Source organism: Marimonas arenosa, assembly GCF_030848945.1.
Classification (GTDB): Bacteria; Pseudomonadota; Alphaproteobacteria; order Rhodobacterales; family Rhodobacteraceae; genus Marimonas; species Marimonas arenosa.
In genome coordinates this window covers 96,064-109,393 of record NZ_JANHAX010000006.1, presented here as the reverse complement: position 1 = coordinate 109,393, position 13,330 = coordinate 96,064, and the positions used below count along the sequence as shown (strand labels likewise).

At 64.8% G+C, this 13,330-nt stretch carries 15 protein-coding genes; 5 read left to right on the top strand and 10 right to left on the bottom strand.

Features of this window, described 5'->3' with window-relative positions:
* Window positions 1–441, top strand: a complete 441-nt coding sequence (locus tag NO357_RS17545) for a molybdenum cofactor biosynthesis protein MoaE (RefSeq protein WP_306737029.1) — start codon at window positions 1–3, stop codon at window positions 439–441.
* Window positions 441–1,619 (top strand): winged helix-turn-helix domain-containing protein, encoded by a 1,179-nt coding sequence (locus tag NO357_RS17540; protein WP_306737028.1) that lies wholly within the window; start codon window positions 441–443, stop codon window positions 1,617–1,619. The genes NO357_RS17545 and NO357_RS17540 overlap by 1 nt, the downstream gene beginning before the upstream one ends.
* A gap of 84 nt (window positions 1,620–1,703) precedes the next feature.
* Here NO357_RS17540 and NO357_RS17535 read toward each other — a convergent pair whose 3' ends face one another.
* Genes NO357_RS17535 through ubiA form a run of 3 tightly spaced genes read right to left on the bottom strand, consistent with a single transcriptional unit; the run spans window position 1,704 to window position 5,051 of the window.
* Window positions 1,704–2,030, bottom strand: coding sequence for a hypothetical protein (locus tag NO357_RS17535; protein WP_306737027.1), 327 nt, complete (start codon window positions 2,028–2,030; stop codon window positions 1,704–1,706).
* Window positions 2,017–4,020, bottom strand: coding sequence for an OmpA family protein (locus NO357_RS17530; RefSeq protein WP_306737026.1), 2,004 nt, complete (start codon window positions 4,018–4,020; stop codon window positions 2,017–2,019). Before NO357_RS17530 ends, NO357_RS17535 begins: the two co-directional genes overlap by 14 nt.
* 59 nt (window positions 4,021–4,079) lie before the next feature.
* Window positions 4,080–5,051, bottom strand: a complete 972-nt coding sequence (gene ubiA / locus NO357_RS17525; protein ID WP_306737025.1) for a 4-hydroxybenzoate octaprenyltransferase — start codon at window positions 5,049–5,051, stop codon at window positions 4,080–4,082.
* 12 nt (window positions 5,052–5,063) lie between these two features.
* Here ubiA and NO357_RS17520 point away from each other — a divergent pair, with 12 nt between their 5' ends.
* The 3 genes from NO357_RS17520 (at window position 5,064) to NO357_RS17510 (ending at window position 7,745) form a co-directional block, all read left to right on the top strand.
* Complete coding sequence (locus NO357_RS17520) at window positions 5,064–5,792, top strand: 16S rRNA (uracil(1498)-N(3))-methyltransferase (RefSeq protein WP_306737024.1); 729 nt, start codon at window positions 5,064–5,066, stop codon at window positions 5,790–5,792.
* Window positions 5,789–6,304 carry a hypothetical protein gene (locus tag NO357_RS17515; RefSeq protein ID WP_306737023.1) on the top strand — a complete coding sequence of 172 codons (516 nt, stop codon included), beginning with the start codon at window positions 5,789–5,791 and terminating at the stop codon, window positions 6,302–6,304. Before NO357_RS17520 ends, NO357_RS17515 begins: the two co-directional genes overlap by 4 nt.
* A 70-nt stretch (window positions 6,305–6,374) precedes the next feature.
* On the top strand, window positions 6,375–7,745 hold the full coding sequence (locus NO357_RS17510; protein WP_306737022.1) for a glutamate--cysteine ligase: 1,371 nt from the start codon (window positions 6,375–6,377) through the stop codon (window positions 7,743–7,745).
* 437 nt (window positions 7,746–8,182) lie between these two features.
* Here the strand turns inward: NO357_RS17510 and plsY are convergent, their stop codons facing one another.
* The 7 genes from plsY to NO357_RS17475 form a co-directional block, all read right to left on the bottom strand.
* The gene (plsY, locus tag NO357_RS17505) at window positions 8,183–8,788 is read right to left on the bottom strand and encodes a glycerol-3-phosphate 1-O-acyltransferase PlsY (RefSeq protein WP_306737021.1); all 606 of its coding nucleotides are present in this window, start codon (window positions 8,786–8,788) and stop codon (window positions 8,183–8,185) included.
* Window positions 8,788–10,062, bottom strand: coding sequence for a dihydroorotase (gene pyrC / locus NO357_RS17500; protein ID WP_306737020.1), 1,275 nt, complete (start codon window positions 10,060–10,062; stop codon window positions 8,788–8,790). Before pyrC ends, plsY begins: the two co-directional genes overlap by 1 nt.
* Window positions 10,059–10,652, bottom strand: coding sequence for an aspartate carbamoyltransferase catalytic subunit (locus NO357_RS17495; RefSeq protein WP_306737019.1), 594 nt, complete (start codon window positions 10,650–10,652; stop codon window positions 10,059–10,061). Before NO357_RS17495 ends, pyrC begins: the two co-directional genes overlap by 4 nt.
* The gene (locus tag NO357_RS17490; protein WP_306737018.1) at window positions 10,649–11,098 is read right to left on the bottom strand and encodes a hypothetical protein; all 450 of its coding nucleotides are present in this window, start codon (window positions 11,096–11,098) and stop codon (window positions 10,649–10,651) included. The genes NO357_RS17495 and NO357_RS17490 overlap by 4 nt, the downstream gene beginning before the upstream one ends.
* The gene (locus NO357_RS17485) at window positions 11,091–11,582 is read right to left on the bottom strand and encodes a hypothetical protein (protein ID WP_306737017.1); all 492 of its coding nucleotides are present in this window, start codon (window positions 11,580–11,582) and stop codon (window positions 11,091–11,093) included. Before NO357_RS17485 ends, NO357_RS17490 begins: the two co-directional genes overlap by 8 nt.
* Window positions 11,583–11,687: 105 nt before the next feature.
* Complete coding sequence (locus tag NO357_RS17480; RefSeq protein ID WP_306737016.1) at window positions 11,688–12,266, bottom strand: hypothetical protein; 579 nt, start codon at window positions 12,264–12,266, stop codon at window positions 11,688–11,690.
* A complete protein-coding gene (locus tag NO357_RS17475; RefSeq protein WP_306737015.1) occupies window positions 12,263–13,213 on the bottom strand; it encodes an aspartate carbamoyltransferase catalytic subunit in 951 nt (316 codons plus the stop codon). The genes NO357_RS17480 and NO357_RS17475 overlap by 4 nt, the downstream gene beginning before the upstream one ends.
* Between the last annotated feature and the right edge of the window lie 117 nt (window positions 13,214–13,330).

Below are 13,330 nucleotides of genomic sequence, written 5' to 3'. Positions count from 1 at the left end.
GTGGAGGTCCGGGTTCAGGTCGAGCCGTTTGATTTTGGAGTTGAAGCGGCTGCTTTTGCCGAAGGCCATACCAAGATGGGCGCCGTGGTGACCTTCACCGGCATCGTGCGCGACGTCGCTGACGGACTCGACCGGATGGAGATCGAGCATTACCCGGGTATGACCGAAAAGGCGCTGGAGGCGCAGGCGCATGCGGCGGTCGGGCGATTCAAGCTGGGCGACGTTCTGGTCATCCACCGCCATGGCACAATGCGCCCGGGCGAGATGATCATGATGGTCGCCACCGCCGCGCCACACCGGACCGATGCCTTCCAGGGCGCGGAATTCCTTATGGACTATCTCAAGTCGCGTGCACCGTTCTGGAAGAAAGAATACACCGCCGACGGCGCCGAATGGGTGGCGGCGAAGGACGAGGACGAAGACGCGCTGAGTCGCTGGTGATGAACGCAGCGCTGCAGATCCCCAACCGGCAGGCGCGTTGGCTGTGGCTCGAGGCACAGGGGCTGGCAGGCACGCCCGCCGGGCCGCTCGACCTGCCACGATTGATCCACGACCTGGGAATGGTGCAGCTTGACACGATCCGGGTGATTGCCCGGGCGCATCACCACATTCTTTGGTCGCGCAATCAGAACTACCGCGAGCCGATGCTGGGCAAGCTGTTGAAGGCGCGCGGGATTTTCGAACATTTCACGCATGATGCCAGTGTGCTGCCGATGAGTTTCCTGCCCTATTGGCAGCGGCAATTCCAAAGACGCGCGGAAAGGATCCGCGAGGCAGGCTGGTGGAAAGGCATGCCCGATGCGGCGGGCCGGGCCGAGATCAAGGCCCGGATCGAACGCGAGGGGCCATTGTCGACACATGCGTTCGACACGAAGGTGGAAGGCAGCAAAAATATGTGGCAGCGCCCGCCGCACAAGCTGGCGCTGGATTACATGTGGTATGCGGGCGAACTGGCGACCTCGCACCGTGAAAATTTCGCCAAATTCTACGATCTGGGCGAGCGGGTGTTTCCCGCCGATCTGCGGCAGATGGAGGTGGCGGAGAATGCTCAGATCGACTGGCTGTGCCGCGCGGCGCTGGCGCGGATCGGGTTCGGCACACCGGGTGAGATCCAGCGCTTCTGGGACGCGATGAGCGCGGCTGAGGTGAAGGCGTGGATCGCGGCGAACCGTGCCGGGCTGGTGCCGGTGGAGATCGAAGGTGCAGATCGGAGCGTGACGAAGGGTTGGGCTCTGCCGGATATCGAGGCGCGTCTGGCGCGGCTGGAAAAGCCCACATCGCGGTTGCGCATTCTCAACCCGTTCGATCCTGTTATCCGAGACCGTGCCCGTCTGTCTCGGTTGTTCGGATTCGACTATCGCGTCGAGATGTTCGTTCCTGCCGCGAAACGGCGTTGGGGTTATTACATATATCCTCTGCTCGAGGGCGACCGGTTCGTCGGCCGGATCGAGGCCCGGGCCGACCGTACGTCGGGCGTCCTCGTTCATGACATGACCTGGGTCGAGCCAGGAGTCCGGTGGACACCAGCGCGACAGGGTAAGCTGGATGCCGAGCTTGCGCGGATCGCCCGGTTAGCCGGCGTGGAGGAGATTCAGGGTGAGCCGCCGCTGGAGGGCTGACCGCCCGTCCTGCGTGTCGACGGCTCCAGGGGGCGAGGGGGCGGATCGGCAACGCGCCGGACAGTCGCCGCGGGGCGTTCTGAGTTAGGTGCCTTTGATCTGTTCGACATAGGCCCGCAACTCTTCGGCTTCGTGCCGGGCGTCACGAAGCCCTTCCATTGCAGCTGATAATTCCGCCTCGGTCTGGCTGATCTGGTTGGTGAGTTCCGCTTCGCGCTGCTGCAGATAGGTAATCGCCTGGTCCCGGGTTTCTTCGGCCTCGTGCAGTTCCTGCGCCATCTTCTCCAGCTCTTCCACCTCGGTGCGGGCCACGCGAGTGAAGCGGTGGATCAACCAGTTGGCGAACCAACCGGCGCAGAAGGCGACAAACAGGATGATTGCCGTGGCTATGATGAACTCAGTTCGTGTCATCCGGAACTCCATCTTCTGCGGTCTGCGACGCCGGGTCGGTTCCTGTATCCCCGTCCGTTTCATCGCCTGATCCGTCTTCCGCCGCGGCGTCCGTGCTGTCAACATTCGTATCAGCTATGTCGTCGGTCAGGCCGCTCTGGGTGCGCTCGAGGGTTTCGAGCATGGTTTCGCGTTCCTGCACCGGCTCGGGGCGGATCAACCGGAACTCAATGCGGCGGTTGGCCTCGCGGCCTTCCTCGGTGTCGTTGTCGGCGATCGGCTGGGTTTCACCATAGCCCACGGCGCTGAAGGATGAGGTAAGCACGCGCAACTCGCGGAGCCCGTTCAGTACCGCTTGGGCGCGGGCCTGGGACAGTTGCTGGTTCATGACCTCGCGACCCTGGCTGTCGGTATGGCCACCAATCTCGAGTTTGATCGGCCCGCATTTCTTGAGGATTTCGGCAATCGCTTCGACCGATTTACGCGACGGGCCGTCGATCGTGTCCGAGCCGGGCTCGAAGGAGATCTTACGCTCTTCCTGCACCGTCGTGATCTCGGTGATGCACTCGTCGGGGGTCGGCAGTCCGGCGATCGGGTCGAGTTTTTTCTGGTAGGTCACGTCTATGTCGAATGTTTCCGCCTCGCCAAGCTTTTCCGACAGAAGTCGCGAGATTACGGCATTGGCCTCGGGGTTGCCGGTGTTGCCGGCGATGCGGACGTTGTCGGCGGTCACGGTGACATGGCCGTTCGACAGTTGCGCCAGGGCATCAAGGGCAGCCAGCACCCGCACCGGCCAGTCGCGCGGCAGGGTGTCGTCGATCCGCGCCGAACTGTGAACCACGTCCGAACCGAACCGCGCCTTGGCGAAGCTGATCGCGGTTTCACGGGACAACTCGTCCGTAGCCCGGCCGCGCAGATGCACCAGTCCCTCCGGCGAAAGAGTCGCGACGAATTCGGGAACGCCGTCGCCCTTCGCCTGTTCCGGTCTCGGCAGAACGGCATGCAGGGCGAAGACGTCGGGCAGGGTGTTTTCCAGTTCGCCCACGATCTGATCGAATTGGGCCTGGTCCGCGCCTTCGTGCGCCACCAAGGTGATATCGGCATCGGCAAAGGTGACCGAGCCGGCGCCAAGACGGGCCAGCGCCGCGATCGCCATTTCGGCGGCCTTGGCCCAGTTCGGCGAGGGAACCCCGAGCCCGATCGTGCATTGCGCCTTGTCATTCAAACCGGCTTCACTGGCGGCTCGCAGAATGCGGTCGCGGGCGTCGTCGCTGTCGGCCGAACAACTATCGAACCGGGCGCCGTTCTCATCGATCAGGAAGCGCAACGAAAATGGCGTGATCACGGGCCGCGGAGCCGAGATATCGAGCACGACCGCAAGCTCGTTGGGCGCGGCGCGGCTGAGGTCGCTTTCGAGCTTGCGCTTTGCCTCGACGCTTTCCGTCATGGCAGTGATCTCGACCCGGTCGGCATCGATCGAAACCTTCGAACGTGGCAGCGAGCGCAGCGACCGCAGACCGTAAGCCAGCGCGCCGTCCCAGCCTTCGGGTGCCGGGTAGTCGGCCACTTCAAGAAGGTCGGCGACGTTTTCGCCGCCGATGGCCCGGAGTTCTTCCAACAAAGCCTCGCGGTTGCTTTCGGCCGGAATCAGCCCGATCAGCTGGATGCCCGAATCGTTGCGCAGAATTTCCAGAGAGAACCGCGGCGGCGTCAGGCTCTTTGTCGCTGCCATTTGCATCTGGTCGATCACCCGCGCGGCATCGACCACCTCGCCGGCGGTCGAGATCGCGAGGAAGCGACCAGCCTCGCTGGGCGCGGTGCCGGTGAGGAAAACACGCAACCCGTCGGCATGAACCTCGGCCCAGGTCAGTCCCTTGCTGTCGAGCGCGTCGCGCACACCGATCTCGGAGTTTTCCTCGATCAGAGTCACCGCCGCGCGGGCGGCAATCAGGCTCGCGATGGCCGCTGCAAGGAAGGTGGCGGCAATGATGGCAAGTGAGGAAAGACGCATCGAACCCGGAACTTGGATATCTCCTGCCTGTCTCTAGTGCGCGGCGCGGGCGGTTGCAATCAAAGGAATAGCGCAGCGGCGAAAAACAGCAGGGGGATCAGCCCGGTATCGCGGTTGGCCCGGAACAGCATGAGCAGCCGGCCGGGATTGTCGAGCTCCAGCAATCGCATCTGCCAGATCATGTGCCAGCCCATCGCCACCACGCCGAAGATCGCAACCAGAAGCGCCAGCGGGCTTTCGTTGAAGCCGACCATGGCGGCGATCACCGCGAAACCGAGCAGTGTCACCGTGGTGACGAAGAACCGCTTGAGCCAGCGCGGGGTATCTTCGCCGAACAACCGCGCGGTAGATTTCACGCCAATGAGGGCATCGTCCTCGGTATCCTGATGGGCATAGATCGTATCGTAAAACAGCGTCCAGGCGATGCCGGCGGCATAGAGGATCAGTGCCGGCGGTGCGAGCGTACCGGAATGCGCCGTCCAGGCCAGCAGCGCCCCCCAGTTGAAGGCGATGCCGAGAAACACCTGCGGCCACCAGGTGAAGCGCTTGGCGAAGGGATAGACGGCCACCGGTAGGAGCGACAGGATACCCAGCAGGATGGCATTTCGGTTGAAGGTCAGCAAGATGGCAAAGGCGAGGAGGGCCTGGAGCGCCATCCAGACGGCGGCCTGTTTCGCGCTGACCTGGCCCGAGGGGATCGGCCGCGAGCGGGTGCGTTCAACCCGGGCGTCGAACTCGCGGTCGGTGATGTCGTTCCAGGTGCAACCCGCCCCGCGCATCAGCCAGGCGCCCAGCGCGCAGGCGAAGAAGATCCAAAGGTCGAACCAGCGATACTGCCCGTCCTGCAGCATGGCGAGCGTCAATCCCCACCAGCAGGGGATGAGCAGCAGCCAGGTACCGATCGGCCGGTCGGCCCGGGATAGTCGGAGATAGGGGCGGGCCCAGGCCGGCGCGAGATGGTCGACCCAGTTGCCCTTCACCGCGTCGGAAACCTGCCCTTGCGCCTCTGGTGTCCGGTTGTCACTGGTCATATGGTCGGGCCCATGAAAGCGGCGAAGATCAGGCTTTATGTAGAGCATGCGTTGGGGGAAGGGCAAACCGTTCCTTTGACGCGCGACCAGGCACATTATCTTTTCGGCGTGATGCGGCTGTTGCCAGGTGATGCGGTGTCGTTGTTCAACGGGCGCGACGGAGAATGGCGGGCGGAGGTGGTCGAGGCTGGCAAGCGCGGCGGAACGCTGGCTTGCACGGGCCAGTCCGGTGCGCAGCGCAACCCGCCCGACCTGTGGCTTCTGTTCGCGCCAATCAAGAAAGCGCGCACCGATTTCATCGTCGAAAAGGCCACCGAAATGGGAGCGGCGAAGATTCTGCCAGTTCAGACTGAGTTCACCAATGCCGAGCGTATCCGGCAAGACCGGTTGCAGGCTCATGCGACCGAGGCGGCGGAACAGTGTGGCGGGACGTTTGTGCCGAAAGTCACGGCGTTGCAGCGGCTGTCCAAGGTTCTGGAGCAGTGGCCTGCCGACCGACAGCTGATGTTCTGCGACGAAGCGCTGGCGGGTGACACGCCCACCCTTCCAGACCGCTTCGCCGGGCAGCCCTGGGCGATTCTGATCGGGCCGGAGGGCGGGTTTTCAGAGGCGGAGCGGGCGCGGCTTTCAGCGCTCGATGTCGCCCATCCGGTGGCGCTGGGGCCGCGGATTCTGCGCGCCGACACGGCAGCAGTGGCGGCAATGACGCTGTGGCAGATCCAGCTGGGAGACTGGCGGTGAGCTTGATCCGCCCTGAAGCGCGCGCGGCGATCTGGCGCTGGCGCGAGGTTCTTGTGGGCGCGGTGGTGACCGCGCTCGGAGCGAACTGGGCCTTGACTGCCTATGGCGTTCTGGGATGGATCGGCTGGCCGGTACTGCTGGCCGGTCTGGCGCTGCTCGCAGCCGGGTTGCAGCGGGCGCGGGTGCGACCGCGGTCGGGCGGGGCCGGGGTGGTCGAGCTCGACGAGGCGCAGTTGAGCTATTTCCTGCCTGAAGGCGGCGTGGTGGTGCCGTTGGCGCAGGTGGTGCGGATCGAGATCGAGACCGCGCCGGGTGATGTTCTGGTCTGGATTTTCACGGATGCCGCCGGCGAGCGCGCCTTCATCCCGGCCTCGGCCGTCGGCGCCGAGCGGCTGCTGGACGCGCTGGCCCAGTTTCCCGGCGCCAGCTACAATCGCGTCATCGAGGCCTCGGGCGCGACGGGCCGCAACAGTTTCGTGATCTGGCAGAAGAAGACGTCGCGGCTGCATTGACACCGGAGGCCATTCATCCCACTGCTGTCGCCTGACATGTTAACGCGCGAACAAATCGGAGGCTCCTTTCATGTCCATTCCTCAATCCGGCGGTGGCCCGATCGAGCGCTACGAGCAGCTTGCCGAATACCTCTCGAGCGGCTGCAAACCCCGGGAAGACTGGCGGATCGGAACCGAGCACGAGAAGTTCGGCTATTGTAAGAACACCCATTTGCCAATTCCTTACGCCGGCGAGCGGTCAGTGCTGGCGGTGCTGGAGGGGCTGCGTGACAGGCATGATTGGGAGCCGCTTTTCGAAGGCGAAAATATCATTGGATTACAAAAGGATGGGGCGAATGTGAGCCTGGAGCCCGGGGGGCAGTTGGAGCTGTCCGGGGCACCATTGGAAAGCATCCACCAGACCTGCGACGAAGTTAACACTCATTTACGCGACGTTAAGGACATCGCCGACAAAGTCGGCGTCGGCTTCATCGGGCTGGGCGCTGCGCCGGAATGGACCCATGAACAGATGCCGATGATGCCGAAGGGGCGTTACCGGTTGATGACCGATTACATGGACAAGGTCGGCACGATGGGCAAGTCGATGATGTACCGGACCTGCACCGTGCAGGTGAACCTCGATTTCGAGTCCGAGGCCGACATGGTGGAGAAAATGCGGGTCGGCGTGGCGCTGCAGCCGGTGGCCACCGCGCTGTTTGCCAACTCGCCGTTCTTCGAAGGCAAGCTGAACGGCCACAAGAGCTGGCGCTCGCGCATCTGGCGCGATCTCGACCCGGCCCGCACCGGCATGATCCCCTTCATCTTCGAGGATGGGTTCGGGTTCGAGCGGTGGGTCGATTACGCGCTCGATGTGCCGATGTATTTCGTCTATCGCGACGGCAACTACATCAACGCTCTAGGCCAGAGTTTCCGTGATTTTCTAAAGGGTAAGCTGCCGGCACTGCCGGGTGAAACGCCAACCTTGAGCGACTGGGCCGACCACCTGACGACGATTTTCCCCGAAGCGCGGGTAAAGAAATATATCGAGATGCGCGGTGCTGACGGTGGCCCCTGGCGGCGGCTGTGTGCGCTTCCGGCGCTGTGGGTAGGGCTTCTGTATGACCAGACGGCGCAGGATGCGGCGTGGGACCTGGTCAAACACTGGGACGCCGAGACCCGCGAAGCCTGGCGCGTGGGCGCGAGCGAGCAGGGGCTGGAGGCGGTGGTTCACGGACGCAGCATGCGCGACCTGGCCCGTGAGGTGCTGGAGATAGCCCGCGAGGGGCTGCGGGCGCGGGCCAAGCCCGGCGCTGGCGGGATGATCCCCGACGAGCGGCATTTCCTGCATGCGCTGGAGGATTCGGTGACCGATAACAAGGTCCCGGCCGACGAGTTGCTGGAGCACTATCATGGCGCCTGGGGGGGCGATCTGAGCCGGATCTACGAGGAATTCAGCTACTGATTTCGTAAACGAGGGTTTAAGCGAACTTAACCTTTCTGAATGGGCTCGGCGGTAGATTTCCAACTGTATGGCACTCAGGCTGGCAACTTGGCTGGCCTCCTGTCTGGCGCGCGGTGGGCCAAGGGTTTGTTCACCGAAAAGGTTGACCGTGCTCCGTACGTTGGGATCGCAAAACGGTAACCAATCGTGTCCGGTCGGGATTGGGGGGAAGGCACTGGTGGTTCTGGCCTGGAGCGGGCGTTGGCCGAGGTCAGGTTCCAGCCGCGCGTCGCCGGGCCGCGGCGCGGCGAGGCGCGGTGGGCTGACGCCCTTGATTCCGCGGGAGGTGCTTCGTTCGAACCTCGCCTTTAGGCCAATGGCGGTCATACCTCCGACGGGATGCGATGCCACGGAACCGGCGAAGGGTGGGTTTAACACCCAGCTTACGGGGGCGCGGCTTATTTCTGGCCGACCCGCGGCTCGGTACCAGCCTTGAGCCGTGCGATATTGGACGAGTGGCGCCAGAACAGCAGGAGTGTCAGGATCCCACCCAGCACCAAGGCCTGAGTGACGCCAAAAACCAGCATCCAGAGCGGCGAGGTGGCGGCGGCGACCAGCGCCGCCAGTGAGGAAATGCGGCCGAGCAGAGCTGTGAAAAGCCACGCGGCACAACTTGCGAGTCCGACCGGCCAACTGAGCGCCAGGAGAATGCCGAGGAAGGTTGCCACGCCCTTGCCGCCCCTGAAATTCAGCCAGACCGGGTAGCAATGACCGAGGAAGGCGAAGAGCGCCGCGATCTGTGCGGCGTCCTCGCCGACGATCCAGCGTGCCAGCAGTACCGCCGCCGCCCCCTTGGCGCCGTCGAGCAGCAGGGTCAGCGCGGCGGCCTTTTTCGACCCGGTTCGGAGTACGTTGGTGGCGCCGATATTGCCCGAGCCGATCTGCCGCAGATCGCCAAGATCCATCGCCTTCGCCAGCACCAGGCCGAAGGGGATCGAACCCAGCAGGTAGCCGAGCACGGCCCAGAGCGCGAGGGTGCCGAAGCTGGCCTCGATGACAGGCATTATCCGAAAACCTTTTCTCCGCCGACAAACGTGGCGTGCACCTTACCCTGCATGCGCTGGCCGTCAAATGGAGTGTTTTTCGATTTCGAATTCAGGGTGAAGCGGTCGAGCACGAAGGGTGTGTCGGGATCGAACAGCACAAGGTCGGCCGGGGCTCCCTTGGAGAGCCGGCCCGAAGACAGGTTCAGCCGGTTCGCTGGGTTGAGCGAGATCGCGCGGAACAGCTGGGGCAGGGTCAGCTGGCCGGCGTGGACCAGCCGCAGGGCGGCGGGCAGGAAGGTCTCGAGCGCGACGGCGCCCGAGGCGGCTTCCTCGAAGGGCAGGCGCTTGGATTCCTCGTCCTGCGGCGTGTGCATTGAGGAGATGATGTCAATGAGGCCGGAGGCCACCGCCTCGACCGTGGCCATGCGGTCGTCCTCGGACCGGAGCGGCGGCTTGACCTTGAAGAAGGTGCGGTAATCGGCGACGTCGAGTTCGTTCAGCGTCAGGTGATGGATCGAGGTGCCGGCGGTGATGTCGAGCCCGTTGCCCTTGGCGCGCTCGAGCGCGGGCAGGGCACGGGCGGTGGTGATCTGGTCGGCATGGTAGCGCGCCCGTGTCGTCTCCAGCAGCGCGATGTCGCGATCGAGCCCCATGCGTTCGGCCATCGACGACACCCCGGCGAGGCCGCGCAGCGTCGCGAACTTGCCGGAGGTGGCCGAGGCGCCGGCCGATAGACCTGGCTCCTGGACATGGGCGATAACCAATGCGCCGAGGCCGCGGGCGTAGGTCAGCGCACGGGTGAAAACCTTGGTGTTCGCGACCACCCGGTCGCAATCGGTGAACGCCGCCGCACCGGCATCCATCAGGAAGCCGATCTCGGCCATCTCGCGCCCAGCGCGGCCCTTGGTGAGAGCGGCCATCGGCAGCACGTTGACTGGCGCCGCTTCGTTGGCGCGACGGCGGACGAATTCGAGCACCTCGGGCGTGTCGATGGCCGGAGCCGTGTCTGGGCGGGTGACCATGGTGGTCACGCCGCCAGCGGCCGCGGCGAGGCCGGCCGAGCGATAGGATTCCTTGTGCCGCTCGCCCGGTTCGGCCACCTTGACGCCAATATCGACGATGCCGGGGGCCAGGCATTTGCCCTGGCAGTCGATGATCTCGTCGGCGGCGGGCTCACCCGGCCCTGCCGGGCCGGTCTCGCGGATGACGGTGCCTTCGATCAGCAACCAGCCATTGGTTTCGGTGCTCTTTTCCGGGTCGATCAGACGAGCGTTCTTGAGAAGGGTGGTCATGCGTTCTGCCTTTGTTGGATCGCGCGCATCAGGCGATAGACGTGGCCGGCGTCGTCGAGTTGTTCGAAGCCGATAGGCATTGTGTAGCGGCTCTTGCCGCTGCGCTTTTTCTCTTCGGCGAACCAAACCGCGCCGGGAGTGCCGCCATCGTAATCAAGTCGGCTGGCGACGGTGATCGGCCAGGATTTCAGCCGTTTGCCGAGAATCGGCAAGTCGGTGGCGATATAGGCGCGGCGGTCGGTCAGCGTGTACCAGGTTCGGCGGCGGACGAGGGTACGAGTCAGCGCATAGCCGGCGAGCTGGTGCAGCGCGGTCAGGACCACGGCGAAGAAGATCAGCGGCAGGATCGTGCGTCCGGGCGACAGGTCGGCGAAGGGTGGCCAGCCGTGGCTGAGGTTCATTACAGGCAGATAGCCGAAGAGGAGGAGGCCGACGGCCGCCTTGGCCATCCGCCCGGGCAGCACCGGGGCGAGGGTGAGGCCGGGGCCGGGGCGGCCCTGCCACATGATCCGTTCGCCTTCGGAAAGGATGTTTTCCCAGCCGGCGGGCGATGCGGAACGGGCGGGTGCGGTGGCGGCAGTTTCCTTCATGGCCGGCCCCCGGCCTGCGCCCGCTCGATCAGCGTCTTGGTCGCCCTGGCGTCGGGCTGATACTTGATCAGGTGCTTGCCGCCCGACAGGGTGACGACCTGCACCGCCGACATCAGGGTGTTGATCACCTTGATCTCTTTCAGCCCGACGGCGCGGCCGCCGGGGCCCAGCAGGCGGCGGTCTGTCAGATCCCAGCGGGTGCCGAGCTCTTCCGAGGCCATGTACCAGCCGCGTAGAAGGATCGCGGCGAGGCCGCCAATGGCGCCGGTCCAGACATGCGGGTTGCCGAGCGCCCAGAGGATCGCCATCCCCGCCGCCATGGCGATGGCCGCCATCCAGGCATGATCGCGCAGATAGATGGCGCGGTCGGGGACGAGGCTGACCAACAGCTCCTCGCCGTCGTCCAGCGGTTGCGTCGGAGTGATATCGTAGCGCAGATCAGGCATCGGGCGTTCCTGCCTGTTCCATTGCCTTGTCCCGGGCCGCCGCGATCTTGGCTCGGATGTCCCGGGGACGGGCGACGAAGCGGATCGCAGTCGAGGTGCCGCCCTGAAAGCCGAGCCGGAGCGACCACCAGGCCCAGGGTTGCATCCACTCGACGGCAAAGAGCGGCACGGCGGCGTTTTCCTCCGGTTGGCTGGCTTTCTCGAAGACCAGGCGTTGGGTGGTGAGGAACCAGGCCTCGTCGCGGTGGCGAAACCAGGTGGTGTGGTCGTCGAAGATGAAGATGAAAAGCACGGTGAAGACCGGCACCGCGATCAGCCACTGGACCGTGGTGAGATAGCCGAGCGACGCGAGCGCCAGAGCTGTGGCGAAGCTGAGCAGCAGCGCGCGCTGGGCGAACATCGCCAGCTGCGGCCGCCAGACGGCGAGCACGACCTCGCCATCGAGGAGCCGGGTCACCATGCTGGGCGCGCGCTGCGTCGTCATCCCGCTACCCATACCATAATTGCTGCCACCGAGAAGAGCACGATCAGCGCCACCATGGCAACGCGACCGCTCATTTTCGGGTCTTTGGGGTCGTCGGTCATGGGGTCACCTCAGGGTCAACCAGAGCCAAAGGGCGATGGCGAGAACCACAAGCGCGGCGAGCACCAGTGCACGGGTGGGACGGGACCCTTTGGCCGGCGTTGGGGTCTCGCCGCCGCTGCCCCAGCCGCGCCCGGCCTCAGAGGTGAGGCGGGTCATCGAAATCGCGGCTTTCGGAGTTTCGAGGCGGGCGATCAGGCGCAGGCTGGGATGCGGCCTGAGCGTGGCGCCATCCGGTGTCGCCTCTGACGGCAGCACGAGCGTGAAATTCCTGAGTGCGTCGAGCGCGGCGCGGTGCGGGGCGAGCTGGGCCTCGGAGATGTCGTAGCCCTGGGCCAGGTAGCCGGCAAGACCCAGCCCGGCGAGATCGCGGATCGGGAACAGATCGGCACGCAAGCTGTCGAGCGTCTCGCAGCCCAACAAGGCGGGAATGGCGGGCAGATACGGGCGGGGGTCCTGGGCGAAGGCCGCGCCGGCGGCGGTGTCAGGGGCGGCGAGGGCGCGCAAGTCGGCTTCGGGAAGATCGACAGAGAACAGGCGGACAACGCCGCCCTCGCCGGGGTTTATGACGATCTCGCCGGTCACGCCATAACCGTTTGCGGCGCCTCGCGCAGGTTACGCGCCAGCAGGTCCATCGCTGCCATGCGCACGGCGACACCCATCTCGACCTGCTCCTGGATGACCGAGCGGTTGATGTCGTCGGCGATCTCGCCGTCGATCTCGACTCCACGGTTCATCGGGCCTGGGTGCATGACAATGGCGTCGGGTTTGGCGCAGGCCAGTTTCTCGGCGTCGAGCCCATAGCGGTGGTAATATTCGCGTTCCGAGGGGATGAAGCCGCCATCCATGCGTTCCTTCTGCAGTCGCAGCATCATCACGACGTCAACGCCATTTAGCCCCTCGCGCATGTCGTCGTAGATCTCGGCGCCGAACTCGGCGAATTGGGACGGGACCAGTGTCGGCGGGCCGATCAGGCGGACGCGGTTTTCCATCTTGCCCAGAAGCAGGATGTTCGAGCGGGCGACGCGGGAATGAGCGATGTCGCCGCAGATGGCGATATTCAGGCGATGCAGCCGACCTTTGGCGCGGCGGATCGTGAGGGCATCCAGGAGCGCCTGGGTCGGATGTTCGTGGCGACCATCGCCGGCGTTGAGCACAGCGCAGTTGACCTTCTGCGCCAAGAGGTCGACGGCGCCGGAATGCGGGTGGCGCACCACCAGCAGGTCGGCATGCATGGCGTTGAGCGTCAGCGCCGTGTCGATCAGGGTTTCACCCTTCTTCAGGCTCGAGCTCTGCATCGCCATATTCATCACGTCGGCCCCCAGCCGCTTGCCCGCCAGTTCGAAACTGGCCTGGGTGCGGGTCGAGGCCTCGAAGAACATGTTGATCTGGGTCAGGCCCGCCAGGGCTTCGGAATGTTTGCGGGCCGAGCGGTTGAGGGTAACATATTGCTCGGCGAGATCGAGGATGATGGTGATGTCCGCGGGCGACAGCGGCTCGATCCCCAGAAGATGCCGGTGTTGAAAGCTCATCGCGTCCTCTCTCTCGTGCCTGCCTTGGGCGGTTATAGGAAGGGGGCGTGAGGGAGGCAAGCGAGGCCGTGGGGGCCAGCCCCCACACCCCCGGGGTATTTGTGGTCAGATGAAGGG

Bases quoted from the DNA above. Each gene is read 5' to 3' on its own strand.
- NO357_RS17540 (WP_306737028.1), top strand. From the start codon at position 441: ATGAACGCAGCGCTGCAGATCCCCAACCGGCAGGCGCGTTGGCTGTGG.
- NO357_RS17535 (WP_306737027.1), bottom strand. From the start codon at position 2,030: ATGACACGAACTGAGTTCATCATAGCCACGGCAATCATCCTGTTTGTC.
- NO357_RS17530 (WP_306737026.1), bottom strand. From the start codon at position 4,020: ATGCGTCTTTCCTCACTTGCCATCATTGCCGCCACCTTCCTTGCAGCG.
- ubiA (WP_306737025.1), bottom strand. From the start codon at position 5,051: ATGACCAGTGACAACCGGACACCAGAGGCGCAAGGGCAGGTTTCCGAC.
- NO357_RS17520 (WP_306737024.1), top strand. From the start codon at position 5,064: ATGAAAGCGGCGAAGATCAGGCTTTATGTAGAGCATGCGTTGGGGGAA.
- NO357_RS17510 (WP_306737022.1), top strand. From the start codon at position 6,375: ATGTCCATTCCTCAATCCGGCGGTGGCCCGATCGAGCGCTACGAGCAG.
- plsY (WP_306737021.1), bottom strand. From the start codon at position 8,788: ATGCCTGTCATCGAGGCCAGCTTCGGCACCCTCGCGCTCTGGGCCGTG.
- pyrC (WP_306737020.1), bottom strand. From the start codon at position 10,062: ATGACCACCCTTCTCAAGAACGCTCGTCTGATCGACCCGGAAAAGAGC.
- NO357_RS17495 (WP_306737019.1), bottom strand. From the start codon at position 10,652: ATGAAGGAAACTGCCGCCACCGCACCCGCCCGTTCCGCATCGCCCGCC.
- NO357_RS17490 (WP_306737018.1), bottom strand. From the start codon at position 11,098: ATGCCTGATCTGCGCTACGATATCACTCCGACGCAACCGCTGGACGAC.
- NO357_RS17485 (WP_306737017.1), bottom strand. From the start codon at position 11,582: ATGACGACGCAGCGCGCGCCCAGCATGGTGACCCGGCTCCTCGATGGC.
- NO357_RS17475 (WP_306737015.1), bottom strand. From the start codon at position 13,213: ATGAGCTTTCAACACCGGCATCTTCTGGGGATCGAGCCGCTGTCGCCC.